The following is a 17,336-nucleotide window of genomic DNA, read 5'->3' on the forward strand; positions in this document are numbered from 1 at the left end:
GACGCCGCCGAACAATTATTCAAAGGGTTGGATCCTGAACTTCGGTTCGGGGTCCAACCCTTTTTTGTTCTGCGTCACTTGAAGTTCACGTTGCGCAACAACGATCCTGACCATGGGTACTGCTGCGATGCTCAGGGCCGCCGGTGTCGGGCTCGGTGACGAGGTCGTCGTACCGGCCTTCGGGAACGTCGAGGTGGCCGAGGCCGTGGCCATGGCCGGAGCGCTGCCGGTGTTCGCCGACATAGACCCGGTGACGTACTGCGTGGATCCGGCCGCCGTCGAGGTGGCCGTGACGTCGCGGACGGCGGCTGTCGTCGTCGTGCACCGCTTCGGGCGGCCGGCCGACATCGCGCGGCTGCACGAGGTGGGCCGGCGGCACGGGCTCCTGGTGCTGCAGCAGGGCGAGTCCGAGGTGCCGTACGACGAGGTGGCTCAGCGTCGGGAGCGGGCCGCCTATCTCGATGCCAAGTTGAGGGGTGTGCGTACGCCCGACGGCGGTGACGGGCACACCTATCAGCAGTACGTCGTGCGGGTGCCGGGCAATGGGCGTCCGGACCGGGACGCTTTCGCCCGGGCCGTACGGGCGAGGGGAGTTGAGGTGCGGGTGCCGGTGAAGACGCCGGTGCACCGGCTGCCGGAATTCCGGCGGTGCGTGTCGCTTCCGGAGACCGAGCGGGCCGCCGACGAGACCCTCGCGCTGCCTGTGGACGCCGCGTTGACGAAGCGGGACATGCAGCGGATCGTCGGTGCGTGCAATGCGCTGGGGGGACTGCTTCAGCCGGCCTTCTGAGCCGTTTCCACCGCTGGATGACGTGGTTGGGAGCAGGTGTCCGCTCGGGGTATGATCTATCGCGTCGCTGCGAGGCAGGCCTCGAAAAGGCGACAGGCCCCTATAGCTCAGTCGGTAGAGCGTCTCCATGGTAAGGAGAAGGTCAACGGTTCGATTCCGTTTGGGGGCTCCGATCAAAAGGCCCCGCCCAATTGGGCGGGGCCTTTTCGTGTTTGTGGGTCACTCAGTCCTTGTGGAGGCCGGGTACGCGCATCGCCAGGATCGCCATGTCGTCCGACGGTGCGTCGGAGGCGAAGCGCTCCACCGCGCGCATGATGCGCGCCGCGACCGCGCCCGCGGTCAGACCCGTGCACGTGGTGAGGACGTCCATGAGGCCGTCGTCGCCCAGCATGCGCGTGCCCTCGCGGCGCTCCGTGACGCCGTCCGTGACGCACAGGAGGACGTCGCCCGGGTCGAGGGTGACCGTCTGCTCGTAGAGCTCCAGGTCGTCCATGACGCCTAGCAGGGGCTGGGGTTCGGCGGCGGGTTCGACCGTGCCGTCCTGGCGCAGGCGCAGCGGGAGCGGGTGCCCGGCGCACACCACCTTGAGTTGGGCGCTGCCGTCCTCCTGTGGCCTCAACTCGCCGTAGAGAAGCGTCAGGAAGCGGCTGCGCGCGCCCTCGTCGAGAATGGCCGAGTTCAGTCGCTCCAGGACCGCCGGGCCGCTGAGGCCCTCGCGGGCCAGCAGGCGCAGGGCGTGGCGGGCGAGGCCGGTGACCGCGGCGGCGTTGGGGCCCGTACCGCAGACGTCGCCGATGGCGAAGCCGTAGGCGCCGTCGCTGATCGGGAAGAGGTCGTAGAAGTCACCGCCGACCTCGTTGCCCTCGCCGGCCGCGCGGTAGATGACCTCGACCTCGACGCCGTCGATCAGGGGCAGTTCGGGCGGCAGGAGGCTGCGCTGGAGGGACTGGCTGATGGCCGTGCGCTCGGAGTAGAGGCGGGCGTTGTCGAGTGCCAGGGCCGCTCGGCGGCTCAAGTCCTCGGCCAGTTCCAGGATTTCCTGGCGGAAGTGCTCGTCGGTGGGCTTGCCGAGGGTCAGCATGCCGATGACGCGGTTGCGGGCCACCAGGGGGAGGACGACGGTCTCGCCGCCCACCGCGGAGGCCGTGGCGAGCGTGGGGCCGATGCCGGAGGCGACCTGGTGGGTGGGGCCGCCGCTGAGGCCCAGGCTGCGCATGGAGCTGCGCAGGGCCGCCTGGTGGGCCACTTCGCCGGGGGCCGTCCAGACGCGGGCGCCCGGGGTCGGCACCGGGTCCGGCGGGGGCACCTTGGAGAGCAACGACTTGATGCCGTCGATGAGTTCCTCGTCCTCGTGCAGGACGTACGAGAGGTAGGGCTCGGAGGCCTGGTCGGCGATGGTGTAGACGGCGCACCAGGTGGCGAGGGTGGGGACCGTCATCTGGGCCATCAGTGCCAGGGTCTGGTCGCGGTCCAGGGTGCCGGCGAGCAGGTCGGAGGCCTCGACGAGGAAGCTCAGGGAGCCCCGGCGCAGGCGTTCCAGTTCGCCGAGGCGGGCCGACTCGACGGCCAACGCGATGCGGTCGGCGGCGAATTGGAGACGCAGGGCCTCTTCGTTGGAGTATCTTCCCGCGCCTTCGGCCGCCACGCCGAGGGAGCCGGTGAGCCGTCCCTCGACCTTCAGAGGGACCGTGACGACGGAGCGCATGCCCGTGCCGTTGAGGAGTGGGACGGCGCCCGGAACGGCCGTGAGGTCGTCGTGGACGGCCGGCATGCGGGCCGAGCCGTAGCGGCCGGGGCCCGCTTCCACGGGCACGCGTGCGAAGCGCTGACGGGCGGAGGGCAGGCCCGTGGAGGCGCGCACCTCCAACTCCGTTTCGTCGTCGGTCGCAAGGAGCAGGAAGGCCGAGTCCGCGTCGAGCATGTCGCGGGCGCGCTCCACGGTGCGCTGCAGGAGGCCGTCGAGGTCGTCGGGGGCGGGGGAGCCGATGAACACCTCGAACGGGTCGCTGCTCTGCCCCTCGGCGGTGCCGACGGCGTCCGAGGGAGGCATGCGCAACGGGGTCTGCAGGACGGCCCGTTCGTGGTCGCGGACGAGCAGGCAGACCGTGGACGGCTCGCCGTCCGTGTCGCGGACGCGCAGGTGTGAGGCGTAGACCGGGGTGACGCGGCCGTTGGCGCCCCTGATGCCGTAACTGCCTTCCCAGCGCGAGAGTTGGAGCGCCTCCACGATGCCCGTGCTGGTGCCCGGGGTGTGCGGCCAGGCGGCGAAATCGGTGAGGGGTTTGCCGGTGACCTGCTCGGCCGCGTAGCCGAAGATCTCTTCCGCGTCCTCGTTCCAGGCCGTGATGGCGCCCGTGCGGTCGATCTGGACCACCGCGACGCGGACCCGTCCGTCGGCGACCGGGAGGAGGGCGGAGGGCAGGGACGGGCCCGCGGCGCGGGTGCCCACTGCGCGCTCGGGGAGGTCCAGCTGGAACCAGACCTGCTTGTGCGTGGGCGTGTACTCGACGCCCCAGCGGCCCGCCAGAGCCGCGCACAGTTGCAGGCCGCGGCCGCCCTCGCGGTCGGGGCTGCCCATGTTGACGGGGGAGCCCTGGAGAGGGATCTCACGTTCCGGGTAGCGGTCGGCGACCTCGATCCGTACCCCTTCGTCACTGCGCAGGCACAGAACGTCGGCGGAGGTGCCGGCGTGCACGACGGCGTTGGTGACGAGTTCGCTGGTGAGCACCACGGCATCGTCGACGATGTCGGCGAACCCCCAGCCCTGGAGGGTGTCGCGGACGAAGGAGCGGGCGGTCGCGACCGATCGCCCGACGGGCTCGAAGCTGGCGGCCGCACGCGCGGTGATCACAGAACTCCTCGTCCGGTTGTCGGCGGGCAGGGCTGACTGGCCGACCGGCTCGTGCCGCTGATGCGGCAGAGCGCCCGTCGGCCGGGGATCCGGGGGCTGCCCCCCGGGGATCAGTCCGGTGGTCATGGTCCGGCCGCCCCTCCGATGCCCGCTCGTCTCGTACCACCGCCCAGGCCGGACGGACCGGCGCGGCTGGACAGCCGCATGCAAGGTTACTTACCTTCGCCGTCCATGCGGATGCCGGTCTGCAGTGTTTCCGCCCAGAGGGTGTGCGGACGATGTGCGAAGCTGCCGAACTGTTATGGCCGGGTTCAAGCAGGGTGAAACACTGGGCAAGCTTCTTGTGAAGGTCCGGGCAGGCCGAGTGACTTCCGTACCCAGTGGGCAGCAGCCCGTGGTGCGGCCTGGTATATCCGGCAGAAATACGCAGCAGTACCTGGTACGGCGAACGGTAGTACCGGAGCTCAGCAGTAACGGTCGACCCCTGCGGGAGGGACACAGTGGAGTCTGGCGAAGCGGCGCGGGGCACTAAGACGCGCGCGAAAGGCGGACAGTCCCTGAACAACCAGCGCAAACCGCGCGGCGGAACCACCGCGGTGGACACGGCGGCCCTGAATCGACTGCTGGCGGCCCTTGTGGCGATGCGCGACGGGAACTTCCGAAAGCGGCTCACGGTGTCCGGGGACGGCGTGATGTCGGAGATTGCTGCGGTTTTCAACGAGGTGGCCGACCGCAATCTGCATTTGACGGGTGAGCTGTCCCGGGTGCGGCGCATGGTGGGCCGCGAGGGCAAGCTCACGGAACGGCTCGACGCGGGCGCCTACGAGGGTTCCTGGGCCGCCGCGATCGACGCCTCCAACGCGCTCGTGGACGACCTCGTACGGCCCGTCTCCGAGGTCGGACGGGTGCTGACCGCGGTGGCCGAGGGTGACCTGTCGCCGCGCATGGAGCTGCGGACGCAGGCGCAGGACGGCACCGGGCATCCGCTGCGCGGGGAGTTCCTCAAGGTCGGCCGTACGGTCAACAATCTCGTCGACCAGCTGTCGACGTTCACCGACGAGGTCACGCGGGTGGCCAGCGAGGTGGGCACCGAGGGCAAGCTGGGCGGTCAGGCACGCGTGCGTGGCATGTCGGGTTCATGGAAGGACCTCACGGACTCCGTCAACACGATGGCGTACCGGCTGACGGCGCAGGTGCGGGACATCGCCCTGGTGACGACGGCGGTGGCCAAGGGTGATCTGTCCCGGAAGGTCACGGTTCACGTCGCCGGCGAGATGCTGGAGCTGAAGAACACCGTCAACACGATGGTGGACCAGCTGTCGTCGTTCTCCTCCGAGGTGACGCGAGTCGCGCGTGAGGTGGGCACCGAGGGCGAGCTCGGCGGTCAGGCGCAGGTGCCCGGTGTGGCGGGCGTGTGGAAGGACCTCACCGATTCGGTGAACCTCATGGCCGGCAACCTCACGGCCCAGGTGCGCGGGATCTCACAGGTCACCACCGCGGTCGCCAACGGCGATCTGTCGCAGAAGGTCACCGTCTCGGCACGCGGTGAGGTCGCGCAGCTCGCGGACACGATCAACCAGATGACTGAGACGCTGCGGATCTTCGCGGACGAGGTCACGCGCGTGGCCAACGAGGTCGGCGCCGCAGGACAGCTGGGCGGGCAGGCGAACGTGCCGGGCGCCGCGGGGACGTGGAAGGACCTGACGGACTCCGTCAACACGGTGTTCAGGAATCTCACCACACAGGTGAGGGACATCGCCGCCGTGACCACGGCCGTGGCCAACGGTGATCTGTCGCAGAAGGTCACCGTCGACGTGGCCGGCGAGATGCTCGAGCTGAAGAACACCGTCAACGGCATGGTGGACCAGCTGTCGTCCTTCGGTTCCGAGGTCACGCGCGTGGCGCGCGAGGTCGGTGTCGAGGGTGAACTGGGCGGTCAGGCACAGGTGCCCGGTGCGGCCGGTACCTGGAAGGACTTGACCGACTCGGTCAACACTGCATTCCGCAACCTCACCGGGCAGGTCCGCAACATCGCCCAGGTGACGACGGCCGTGGCCAACGGTGATCTGTCGCAGAAGGTCACCGTCGACGTCTCCGGCGAGATGCTCCAGCTGAAGAACACCGTGAACACGATGGTGGACCAGCTGTCGTCCTTCGCCGACCAGGTGACCCGGATGGCCCGGGACGTGGGCACGGAGGGCCGCCTGGGCGGCCAGGCCGTCGTACCGGGCGTGGCCGGTACATGGAAGGAACTCACCGACTCCGTCAACGGCATGGCCGGGAACCTGACGGCCCAGGTGCGCAACATCGCCCAGGTGACCACCGCGGTCGCCCGGGGCGACCTGTCCCAGAAGATCGACGTGGACGCGCGCGGGGAGATCCTGGAGCTGAAGAACACCATCAACACGATGGTCGACCAGCTCTCCGGGTTCGCCGACCAGGTGACCCGGGTGGCCCGCGAGGTGGGCACGGAGGGCCGCCTCGGCGGTCAGGCGCAGGTGCCCGGCGTCGCGGGCGTGTGGCGGGATCTGACGGACTCCGTGAACGGCATGGCCGGGAACCTGACGGCCCAGGTGCGCAACATCGCGCAGGTCGCCACCGCGGTCGCCCGCGGTGACCTGTCCCAGAAGATCACCGTGGACGCGCGCGGGGAGATCCTGGAGCTGAAGAACACCCTGAACACGATGGTGGACCAGCTGTCGTCGTTCGCGGAGGAGGTCACCCGCGTCGCCCGTGAGGTGGGCACGGAGGGCCAGCTCGGCGGTCAGGCCGAGGTGCAGGGCGTCTCCGGCACCTGGAAGGACCTCACGCAGTCAGTGAACTTCATGGCGAACAACCTGACCATCCAGGTGCGCAACATCGCCGAGGTCACGACCGCGGTCGCCAAGGGCGACCTGTCGAAGAAGATCACTGTTGACGCGAAGGGCGAGATTCTTGAGCTCGTCACGACGGTCAACACGATGGTTGATCAGCTGTCCAGCTTCGCCGAGCAGGTGACCCGGGTGGCCCGCGAGGTGGGTACCGAGGGCATCCTGGGCGGCCAGGCGCACGTACCGGGCGTCGTCGGTATCTGGAAGGACCTCAGCGACAACGTCAACCTGATGGCGAAGAACCTGACGGTGCAGGTGCGCAACATCTCCCAGGTCGCGGCGGCGGTCGCCAACGGCGATCTGACGCGGACGGTGACGATCGAGGCGCGCGGCGAGGTCGCGCAGCTCGCCGACACCTTCAACACCATGGTGAAGACGCTGAGTTCGTTCGCCGACCAGGTCACCAAGGTGGCCCGCGAGGTGGGCACGGACGGCATCCTCGGCGGCCAGGCGCACGTACCGGGTGTGGCCGGTACGTGGAAGGACCTCACCGAGTCCGTGAACCAGATGGCGTCCAACCTGACCGGTCAGGTGCGCAACATCGCCATGGTCACCACGGCCATCGCCAAGGGTGACTTGACCAAGAAGATCGACATTGACGCCCGCGGCGAGATCCTTGAACTCAAGACGACGATCAACACGATGGTTGATCAGCTGTCCAGCTTCGCCGAGGAGGTCACACGAGTCGCCCGCGAGGTGGGCACCGAGGGGCAGCTCGGCGGTCAGGCACGCGTGCGTGACGTCGACGGAACCTGGCGCGACCTCACCGAGTCCGTGAACGAGATGGCCGGGAACCTCACCCGTCAGGTGCGCGCCATCGCGCGCGTGGCGACCGCGGTGACCCGTGGCGACCTGAACCTGAAGATCGACGTCGACGCGTCCGGCGAGATCCAGGAGCTGCAGGACTACATCAACAAGATGATCGCCAACCTGCGCGACACCACCATCGCCAACAAGGAGCAGGACTGGCTCAAGGGCAACCTCGCCCGCATCTCCGCGCTGATGCAGGGACGCCGCGATCTGCAGGACGTGGCCTCGCTGATCATGAGCGAGCTGACACCGGTGGTCTCCGCGCAGCACGGCGCGTTCTTCGTGGCGATGCCCCTGGTCGACGGCAAGGACCTGAGCGCCGAGAGCGAGGACGCGTACGAACTGCGCATGCTGGGGTCGTACGGTTACTCGATCGGCTCCATGCCGACGTCCTTCCGCCCGGGTGAGGCGCTGATCGGGACGGCCGCGGAGGAGAAGCGCACGATCCTGGTGGAGAACGCGCCCAGCGGCTATCTGAAGATCTCCTCCGGCCTCGGCGAGGCGCCGCCGGCGCAGGTGATCGTCCTTCCCGTGCTGTTCGAGGGCAAGGTGCTCGGCATCATCGAGCTGGCCTCCTTCACCCCGTTCACGCAGATCCAGCGGGACTTCCTCAATCAGATCGCCGAGATGATCGCGACCAGCGTCAACACCATCTCGGTGAACACCAAGACCGAGCAGCTGCTGAAGCAGTCGCAGGAGCTGACCGAGCAACTGCGCGAGCGCTCCGCCGAGTTGGAGAACCGGCAGAAGGCCCTCCAGGCGTCCAACGCCGAACTGGAGGAGAAGGCCGAGCTGCTGGCCCAGCAGAACCGCGACATCGAGGTGAAGAACACCGAGATCGAGGAGGCGCGCCAGGTCCTGGAGGAACGCGCCGAACAGCTCGCGGTCTCCATGCGATACAAGAGCGAGTTCCTCGCCAACATGTCGCACGAGCTGCGTACGCCGCTCAACTCGCTGCTGATCCTGGCCAAGTTGCTCGCCGACAACGCGGACGCCAACCTCACCCCGAAGCAGGTCGAGTTCGCCGAAACGATCCACGGCGCGGGTTCCGACCTGCTCCAGCTGATCAACGACATCCTCGACCTGTCGAAGGTCGAGGCGGGCAAGATGGACGTCTCCCCGACGCGTATCGCGCTCGTCCAGCTCGTCGACTACGTGGAGGCCACCTTCCGGCCGCTGACCGCGGAGAAGGGCCTGGACCTGTCCGTACGGGTCTCTCCGGAGCTGCCCGCCACCTTGCACACCGACGAGCAGCGGTTGCTCCAGGTGCTGCGGAACCTGCTGTCCAACGCGGTGAAGTTCACCGACTCCGGCTCGGTCGAGCTGGTGATCAGGCCGGCCGGCCGGGACGTTCCCGCGAGGATCAAGGAACAGCTCCTGGAGGCCGGTTCGATGAGCGATCCGGACGCGGACCTGATCGCGTTCTCGGTGACCGACACCGGTATCGGCATCGCGGCCAGCAAGATGCGGGTGATCTTCGAGGCGTTCAAGCAGGCGGATGGCACGACCAGCCGCAAGTACGGCGGCACCGGCCTCGGGCTGTCGATCTCCCGGGAGATCGCCCAGTTGCTCGGCGGTGAGATCCACGCGCAGAGCGAACCCGGGCGCGGATCGACGTTCACGCTGTATTTGCCTCTGCATCCGAGCGAACTGCCGCCGCAGGGCTATCAGCAGGCGCTGCCGGCCCTGAACGCCGGCGATCTGGTGGCCGCCGCGGACCTGGCCCAGATCTCCGAGGCGGAGATCGAGACGCCGGCCGAGGTGAAGTCGTACCGCGAGACGCAGAACGGCGCTGCCGCGCTCTTCAGGCGCCGCCGCAGGAACGGCCTGGACGCGGACGCCCCCGCCTCGTCGGAGCAGTGGTCCTCCCAGGACCAGGACGCGGCGTCGCAGCCGCACCGGGGCATCCGCTTCGGTGGCCAGAAGGTGCTCATCGTCGACGACGACATCCGTAACGTGTTCGCGCTGACCAGTGTCCTGGAGCAGCACGGGCTGTCCGTGCTGTACGCCGAGAACGGCCGCGAGGGCATCGAGGTCCTGGAGCAGCACGACGACGTGGCGGTCGTCCTGATGGACATCATGATGCCCGAGATGGACGGATATGCGACGACGACGGCGATCCGCAGGATGCCGCAGTTCGCGGGTCTGCCGATCATCGCGCTGACCGCCAAGGCGATGAAGGGCGACCGGGAGAAGGCGATCGAGTCCGGCGCGTCCGACTATGTGACCAAGCCGGTCGATCCCGATCACCTTCTGTCGGTGATGGATCAGTGGATGCGAGGGGAGTGACGGGAACCATCGGTGTTCACTCGGAGTTGCTGACTCAGTGTGGCCGATGCCGTGTAGAAGTACGGGATTCGGGGAACCTTCTGGTCTCCCGGTCCGTTTCTGCTACGTGCACAGTGACATCGCGGTGACAGGGTGTGGCGACAGGTGGGGTGCGGCTACGATGACCGGCACAAGGACGGGCGGCGAAAGGGAGTCGTCCCAAGGGGCGGCACCCGGTGCACAGCCGGGGCGAGGAGGGCGGGCCATGGTGCAGAAGGCCAAGATCCTCCTGGTCGATGACCGGCCGGAGAATCTGCTGGCGCTGGAGGCCATCCTCTCTGCGCTCGATCAGACACTGGTGCGGGCATCGTCCGGGGAGGAAGCGCTCAAAGCACTGCTCACGGACGACTTCGCGGTCATTCTGCTGGACGTCCAGATGCCGGGAATGGACGGTTTCGAAACAGCCGCCCACATCAAGCGCCGAGAACGGACGCGGGACATCCCGATCATCTTCCTCACCGCGATCAACCACGGCCCCCACCACACGTTCCGTGGGTATGCCGCAGGTGCGGTGGACTACATCTCCAAGCCGTTCGACCCGTGGGTGCTGCGCGCGAAGGTCTCCGTCTTCGTCGAGCTGTACATGAAGAACTGCCAGCTTCGGGAGCAGGCGGCGCTGCTGCGGCTCCAGTTGGAGGGCGGCGGCAAGGCGGCGGTCGGCGAGGTCAAGGAGCCCGCCGGTCTGCTCGCGGAGCTGTCGGCGCGGCTCGCGGCGGTCGAGGAGCAGGCCGAGGCACTGTCCAAGCAGCTCGACGACGAGTCGGCGGATGCGGCGGCCGTGGCCACCGCGGCCCATCTCGAACGCAAACTCACGGGATTGCGGCGGGCGCTGGACGCCCTGGAGCCCGGGGCCGGCAGCGCGCCGTCGGTGTCCTCGCAGAACTGAGTCCTGGCAGAGCAGAACCGAGTCCTCGCGGAACTGACGTGTCGGCGCGGACCAGTTGCGCATGAGGACGCGTCAGTTCCGCGCCCGCTTCAGGGCGACACGAACGGGTGAAGCAGTGGGCACACGTGTCCGTTGGCGTCTCCACCGGTAACCTCACACCTATGGCCTCACGTCCCTCCGCTGCCAAGAAGCAGCCCCCGAAGAAGGCGGCGGCTCCGGCGAAGAAGGCCGCTGCGAAGAAGGCTCCGGCGAAGAAGGCTCCTGCCAAGAAGGCCGCGGCGAAGAAGTCTGCGCCGCCCCCGAAGCCGGCACCGAGTCCGACCGGCGGCATCTACAAGCTGGTTCGCGCCCTCTGGCTGGGCCTCGCGCACACCGTCGGCGCCGTCTTCCGCGGCATAGGGAACGGCGCGAAGAACCTCGACCCCGCACACCGCAAGGACGGCGTCGCCCTGCTGCTGTTCGGCATCGCGCTGATCGTCGCCGCGGGCACCTGGGCCGATCTGCGCGGTCCTGTCGGTGATCTCGTCGAGATCCTGGTGACCGGCGCCTTCGGCCGTCTCGACCTGCTGGTGCCGATACTGCTCGGGGTCATCGCCGTGCGCTTCATCCGGCATCCCGAACAGCCCGAGGCCAACGGCCGCATCGTGATCGGTCTGTCCGCGCTCGTCATCGGCGTGCTCGGCCAGGTCCACATCGCCTGCGGCGCCCCCGCCCGCAGCGACGGCATGCAGGCGATAAGGGACGCGGGCGGTCTCATCGGGTGGGGTGCGGCGACCCCGCTGACGTACACGATGGGCGAGGTGCTCGCCGTACCCCTGCTCGTCCTGCTGACGATCTTCGGCCTGCTCGTCGTCACCGCCACCCCGGTCAACGCCATCCCGCAGCGGCTGCGGCTGCTCGGCGTGAAGCTCGGCATCCTGCACGACCCGGAGGACGACGAACTCAGCGAGGACGACCGGCGCTACGACGACCAGTGGCGCGAGTCGCTGCCCAAGGGCTCGCGCAAGCGTGGTGCGACCCCAGCCGAGCCGTACGACCCCGACAGGGCCGAGCAGGAGGCGCTCTCCAAGCGCCGTGGCCGCCCCAGGCGCTCCGCGGTGCCCCAGCCCGACATGGCGCGCCCCATGGACGCCGTGGACGTCGCCGCGGCCGCGGCCGCCGCCCTCGACGGCGCGGTCCTGCACGGGATGCCGCCCTCGCCGATCGTCGCGGACCTCACCCAGGGCGTGAGCGTGGGCGACCGCGAGGAAGCCACACCCACACCGACGCCCAAGCCCGTTCCGGCGGCGCGCCCCAAGCAGGAGAAGCTGAAGGTCGAGGTCGCCGATCTCACCAAGCCCGCGCCCGAGGACACCGGTGATCTGCCGCCGCGCGCCGAGCAGCTCCAGCTGTCCGGGGACATCACCTACTCCCTGCCCTCGCTCGACCTCCTGGAGCGCGGCGGCCCCGGCAAGGCGCGCAGCGCCGCCAACGACGCGGTGGTCGCCTCGCTCACCACCGTCTTCTCCGAGTTCAAGGTCGACGCCTCCGTCACCGGCTTCACCCGCGGACCGACGGTCACGCGCTACGAGGTCGAACTCGGCCCCGCCGTGAAGGTCGAGCGCATCACGGCGCTGACGAAGAACATCGCCTACGCCGTCGCCAGCCCGGACGTACGGATCATCAGCCCGATCCCCGGCAAGTCCGCGGTCGGCATCGAAATCCCCAACACCGACCGCGAGATGGTCAACCTCGGCGACGTGCTGCGCCTCGCGGCGGCCGCCGAGGACGAGCACCCGATGCTGGTCGCGCTCGGCAAGGACGTCGAGGGCGGCTATGTGATGGCCAACCTCGCGAAGATGCCGCACGTACTGGTGGCCGGAGCCACCGGTTCCGGCAAGTCGTCCTGCATCAACTGCCTGATCACGTCGATCATGGTGCGCGCGACCCCCGAGGACGTCCGCATGGTCCTCGTCGACCCCAAGCGCGTCGAACTGACCGCCTACGAGGGCATCCCGCACCTGATCACGCCCATCATCACCAACCCCAAGAGGGCCGCCGAGGCGCTCCAGTGGGTCGTACGGGAGATGGACCTCAGGTACGACGACCTGGCGGCCTACGGCTACCGCCACATCGACGACTTCAACGAGGCCGTGCGCAGCGGCAAGGTGAAGCCGCCGGAGGGCAGTGAGCGGGAGCTGCAGCCGTACCCGTATCTGCTGGTGATCGTCGACGAGCTCGCCGACCTGATGATGGTCGCCCCGCGCGACGTCGAGGACGCGATCGTGCGCATCACGCAGCTCGCGCGCGCGGCCGGCATCCATCTGGTGCTTGCCACACAGCGTCCGTCGGTCGACGTCGTCACCGGTCTGATCAAGGCGAACGTCCCCTCGCGGCTCGCGTTCGCCACCTCCTCGCTCGCCGACAGCCGCGTCATCCTCGACCAGCCCGGCGCCGAGAAGCTGATCGGCAAGGGTGACGGCCTGTATCTGCCGATGGGTCAGAACAAGCCCACCCGTATGCAGGGCGCCTTCGTGACGGAGGAGGAGGTCGCCGCCGTCGTCCGGCACTGCAAGGAGCAGATGGCGCCCGTCTTCCGGGACGACGTCACCGTGGGTACCAAGCAGAAGAAGGAGATCGACGAGGAGATCGGCGACGACCTCGACCTGCTGTGCCAGGCGGCCGAGCTGGTGGTCTCCACGCAGTTCGGGTCGACGTCCATGCTCCAGCGCAAGCTGCGCGTCGGCTTCGCCAAGGCCGGCCGGCTCATGGACCTCATGGAGTCCAGGAACATCGTCGGACCGAGTGAGGGTTCGAAGGCCCGTGACGTTCTTGTGAAGGCTGATGAGCTGGACGGAGTGCTCGCGGTGATCCGCGGGGAGGCATAAGGAAGAGGCCCTTGTGGCGTGAGGAGCGATGTCGGATCGTGACTCACCCGTAAGGGATCATTGAGCAACCGTTTCCCTTCGGCGTACGTCAAGTTGAGGGAAGCGACAAGCGCGTACCCGACCATCGGCGTGTCCGGCCATACCGATGGGCTAACAAGCTCCTCCGCCCGGTTGCCCCACCCATTTGTACCCCCCCTAGACTGAACCTCCAGCACAGGTGGCTTAACGCTCGAAAGGCGCCCCCGTGTCCATCGGCAACTCTCCTGAAGACGAGCGTCCGTTCGAAGACGATCGCGAGGAAGCCCGCCTCTCCATCGGTCATGCCCTCCGGCAGGCCCGTATCGCAGCCGGGCTGACCGTCGACGACGTCACCAACGCCACCCGGGTCCGGATCTCGATCGTGCACGCCATCGAGGCCGACGACTTCGCCCCCTGCGGCGGAGACGTCTACGCCCGCGGCCACATCCGGACCCTGGCCAAGGCTGTCCACCTCGATCCGGCCCCCCTGCTCGAGCAGTTCGACGCTCAGCACGGCGGCCGCCCGGCCCCGACTCCGGCAGCCCCCCTCTTCGAGGCGGAACGCATCCGCCCCGAGCGGCGCGGGCCCAACTGGACCGCCGCCATGGTCGCCGCGATCGTCGCCGTGGTCGGCTTCGTCGGCTTCACCGCTTTCAAGGGCGGCGACGACGGCGGGGCGAAGAGCCAGGTCGCCGAGGGGTCCACGCCCACGCACAGCAAGTCCGCCTCGCCCACCCCGACGCCGACCAAGACCGACAACCCCAAGTCCGACCCCTCGGACAGCGCCATCGCCGCCGCGCCGCAGGACAAGGTGACCGTCCAGGTCAGCGCCGCCGACGGACGCAGCTGGATCTCGGCCAAGGACCACAACGGCCGGCTCCTGTTCGACGGGCTCCTCAAGCAGGGCGACTCCAAGACCTTCCAGGACAGCGAGAAGATCAACCTCGTCCTCGGTGACGCGGGTGCGATCCAGCTCTACGTCAACGGCAAGAAGATCGACAACGACTTCCAGCCGGGCGCGGTGGAACGCCTGACGTACACGAAGGGCGACCCTCAGGTCGGCTAGTCCCGCAGCGCGCTCCTACGGGGCCGGTGAAGATCGCCAGCCCCGTAGACGTGGGCTGTCAGTGAGACAAAGTAGTCTTGAGCGCATGCCTGAACGCCGTACCGTCGCACTCGTCACCCTTGGCTGCGCCCGTAACGAGGTGGACTCGGAGGAGCTCGCAGGCCGCTTGGAGGCGGACGGCTGGGACCTCGTGGAGGACGCCGCGCAAGCGGACGTCGCCGTCGTCAACACCTGTGGCTTCGTGGAAGCCGCCAAGAAGGACTCGGTCGACGCCCTCCTGGAGGCCAACGACCTCAAGGGACACAGCAGAACCCAGGCCGTCGTGGCGGTGGGCTGCATGGCCGAGCGGTACGGCAAGGAGCTCGCCGAGGCCCTCCCCGAGGCCGACGGTGTACTCGGCTTCGACGACTACGCGGACATCTCCGACCGCCTGCAGACCATCCTCAACGGCGGCATCCACGCCTCGCACACCCCGCGCGACCGGCGCAAGCTGCTGCCGATCAGCCCCGCCGAGCGCCAGGAGTCCGCAGCGGAGGTCGCCCTCCCCGGGCACGGCCCCGTGGACCTGCCGGACGGGCTGGCGCCCGCCTCCGGCCCCCGCGCGCCCCTGCGCCGCCGGCTGGACGGTTCCCCGGTCGCCTCGGTGAAGCTCGCCTCCGGCTGCGACCGGCGCTGCTCCTTCTGCGCCATCCCCTCCTTCCGCGGCTCCTTCATCTCCCGCCGCCCGAGCGACGTGCTGAACGAGACGCGCTGGCTGGCCGAGCAGGGCGTCAAGGAGATCATGCTGGTCTCCGAGAACAACACGTCCTACGGCAAGGACCTGGGCGACATCCGGCTGCTGGAGTCGCTGCTGCCGGAGCTGGCGGAGGTCGACGGTATCGAGCGCGTGCGCGTCAGCTACCTCCAGCCGGCCGAGATGCGCCCGGGGCTGATCGACGTCCTGACCTCGACGCCGAAGATCGCCCCGTACTTCGACCTGTCCTTCCAGCACTCCGCCCCGGACGTGCTGCGCGCCATGCGGCGCTTCGGCGACACCGACCGCTTCCTGGAGCTGCTCGACACCATCCGCGGCAAGGCCCCGCAGGCCGGTGTGCGCTCCAACTTCATCGTCGGCTTCCCGGGTGAGACCGAGGCCGACCTCGCGGAGCTGGAGCGGTTCCTGAACGGCGCGCGTCTGGACGCCATCGGCGTCTTCGGCTACTCCGACGAGGAGGGCACGGAGGCGGCGACGTACGGGAACAAGCTGGACGAGGACGTCGTCGCCGAGCGACTGGCACGTGTCTCCCGGCTGGCCGAGGAACTCGTCTCGCAGCGCGCCGAGGAGCGCGTGGGCGAGACCGTGCACGTGCTCGTGGAGTCCATGGACGACGAGGGCGTGTACGGCCGCGGTGCGCACCAGGCGCCGGAGACCGACGGCCAGGTGCTGCTGACGAGCGGCGAAGGCCTGAGTGTCGGCCGTATCGTCGAGGCCAAGGTGGTGGGCACGGAAGGTGTCGACCTGGTGGCCGAGCCGCTGGCGGGCTCGCTCGGGTGTAGTGAGGAGGCGGGCAGATGACCGGAGTACCGGCATCGGCGGCGAACGGCTCCTCGCAGGCGAGTTCTCCGAAGGCGGGGAACGCCGAGCCCGATGCGCCGGGCGGCGCGAAACCTCCACGGGGCGCGAAGCTGACGGCCGCGGCCGTCAACCAGGCCAGCGTCTGGAACGTCGCCAACCTGCTGACGATGCTCCGGCTGCTCCTCGTGCCCGGCTTCGTCGCGCTGATGCTGGCGGACGGCGGATATGACCCGGCCTGGCGCTCGCTGGCCTGGGCCGCCTTCGCCATCGCCATGATCACGGATCTGTTCGACGGTCATCTGGCGCGCACGTACAACCTCGTCACCGACTTCGGGAAGATCGCCGACCCCATCGCCGACAAGGCGATCATGGGAGCGGCGCTGATCTGTCTCTCCGCACTGGGCGACCTGCCGTGGTGGGTGACGATCGTCATCCTCGGCCGGGAACTAGGCATCACGCTGCTGCGTTTTCTGGTTATCCGCTACGGCGTCATCCCGGCAAGCCGCGGCGGCAAGCTGAAGACCCTGACCCAGGGCGTGGCCGTCGGCATGTATGTGCTGGCACTGACGGGATGGCTGGCGACGCTGAGGTTCTGGGTCATGGCCGTGGCGGTCGTCCTGACCGTGGCGACCGGTCTTGACTATGTGAGACAAGCCATTGTGCTGCGCAGGCAGGGAATCGCCGAGCGCAAGGCCGCGTCGGAGGAGTCTGAAGCGTGAGTTCCCGGGCCGCCGACGTCGTGCGACTACTGACAGTGAGAGGCGAGACCCTCGCGGTCGCCGAGTCCCTGACCGGTGGACTGGTTGCGGCGGACATCACAGCGGTCCCCGGGGCGTCCAAGGCCTTCCGTGGCTCCGTCACCGCCTACGCCACCGAGCTGAAGCACGAGCTGCTGGGCGTGGACGCCGCTTTGCTGGCCCAGCGCGGAGCGGTGGATCCGCAGGTCGCGGCGCAGATGGCGGCGGGCGTACGCAAGGCGCTCGGCGCCGACTGGGGCCTTGCGACCACCGGTGTGGCAGGCCCCGAACCGCAGGACGGCCGGCCCGTCGGGACGGTCTTCGTGGCCGTGGACGGACCGTTCACAGGCGATCCGGATTCTGCCGGTGGCGGAAAAGTGGAGGCCCTGCGGTTGAACGGCGACCGCGCGGAAATTCGTATGGAGAGTGTACGGAGCGTACTCGCACTGCTCTGGCAGGAGCTTGCGAGCGAACGGTCCGGGAACGAGCCGGCACAGGATACGGAACAGAACGGGGGGTTTTGATGTTTGCAGCCCTGAGTGAACACGACATCGCTCC

Annotated in this window: 9 protein-coding genes and 1 tRNA gene; 9 read left to right on the forward strand and 1 reads right to left on the reverse strand. The window is 68.7% G+C overall.

Features of this window, described 5'->3' with window-relative positions; all coding sequences use genetic code 11:
• Positions 1–127 precede the first annotated feature (127 nt).
• Both MQN93_RS41685 and MQN93_RS41690 read left to right on the forward strand, forming a co-directional pair.
• Positions 128–790: a DegT/DnrJ/EryC1/StrS family aminotransferase gene (locus MQN93_RS41685; protein WP_242713622.1), complete on the forward strand. Its 663-nt coding sequence runs from the start codon at positions 128–130 to the stop codon at positions 788–790.
• A 96-nt stretch (positions 791–886) separates the two neighbouring features.
• A tRNA-Thr gene (locus tag MQN93_RS41690) sits at positions 887–959 on the forward strand.
• A gap of 54 nt (positions 960–1,013) precedes the next feature.
• Here MQN93_RS41690 and MQN93_RS41695 read toward each other — a convergent pair.
• Complete coding sequence (locus tag MQN93_RS41695) at positions 1,014–3,767, reverse strand: SpoIIE family protein phosphatase (RefSeq protein ID WP_242713593.1); 2,754 nt, start codon at positions 3,765–3,767, stop codon at positions 1,014–1,016.
• Positions 3,768–4,141: 374 nt separating this feature from the next.
• Between MQN93_RS41695 and MQN93_RS41700 the strand changes: the two genes are divergently transcribed.
• From MQN93_RS41700 to MQN93_RS41730, 7 genes are all read left to right on the forward strand, one after another.
• Complete coding sequence (locus MQN93_RS41700; RefSeq protein WP_242713594.1) at positions 4,142–9,610, forward strand: HAMP domain-containing protein; 5,469 nt, start codon at positions 4,142–4,144, stop codon at positions 9,608–9,610.
• A gap of 244 nt (positions 9,611–9,854) precedes the next feature.
• Positions 9,855–10,535: a response regulator gene (locus MQN93_RS41705; protein WP_242713595.1), complete on the forward strand. Its 681-nt coding sequence runs from the start codon at positions 9,855–9,857 to the stop codon at positions 10,533–10,535.
• A 161-nt stretch (positions 10,536–10,696) separates the two neighbouring features.
• Positions 10,697–13,402, forward strand: coding sequence for a DNA translocase FtsK (locus MQN93_RS41710; protein WP_242713596.1), 2,706 nt, complete (start codon positions 10,697–10,699; stop codon positions 13,400–13,402).
• Between the two features lie 244 nt (positions 13,403–13,646).
• Positions 13,647–14,486 carry a helix-turn-helix domain-containing protein gene (locus tag MQN93_RS41715; RefSeq protein WP_016432291.1) on the forward strand — a complete coding sequence of 280 codons (840 nt, stop codon included), beginning with the start codon at positions 13,647–13,649 and terminating at the stop codon, positions 14,484–14,486.
• 85 nt (positions 14,487–14,571) lie between these two features.
• Complete coding sequence (rimO, locus tag MQN93_RS41720) at positions 14,572–16,041, forward strand: 30S ribosomal protein S12 methylthiotransferase RimO (RefSeq protein WP_242713597.1); 1,470 nt, start codon at positions 14,572–14,574, stop codon at positions 16,039–16,041.
• Positions 16,038–16,760 carry a CDP-diacylglycerol--glycerol-3-phosphate 3-phosphatidyltransferase gene (pgsA, locus tag MQN93_RS41725; protein WP_016432289.1) on the forward strand — a complete coding sequence of 241 codons (723 nt, stop codon included), beginning with the start codon at positions 16,038–16,040 and terminating at the stop codon, positions 16,758–16,760. The genes rimO and pgsA overlap by 4 nt, the downstream gene beginning before the upstream one ends.
• Positions 16,757–17,302 carry a CinA family protein gene (locus MQN93_RS41730; RefSeq protein ID WP_016432288.1) on the forward strand — a complete coding sequence of 182 codons (546 nt, stop codon included), beginning with the start codon at positions 16,757–16,759 and terminating at the stop codon, positions 17,300–17,302. The genes pgsA and MQN93_RS41730 overlap by 4 nt, the downstream gene beginning before the upstream one ends.
• Positions 17,303–17,336 lie beyond the last annotated feature (34 nt).

The sequence above is a fragment of the Streptomyces spinosisporus genome (assembly GCF_022698145.1).
In the GTDB taxonomy this organism is placed as follows: domain Bacteria; phylum Actinomycetota; class Actinomycetes; order Streptomycetales; family Streptomycetaceae; genus Streptomyces; species Streptomyces spinosisporus.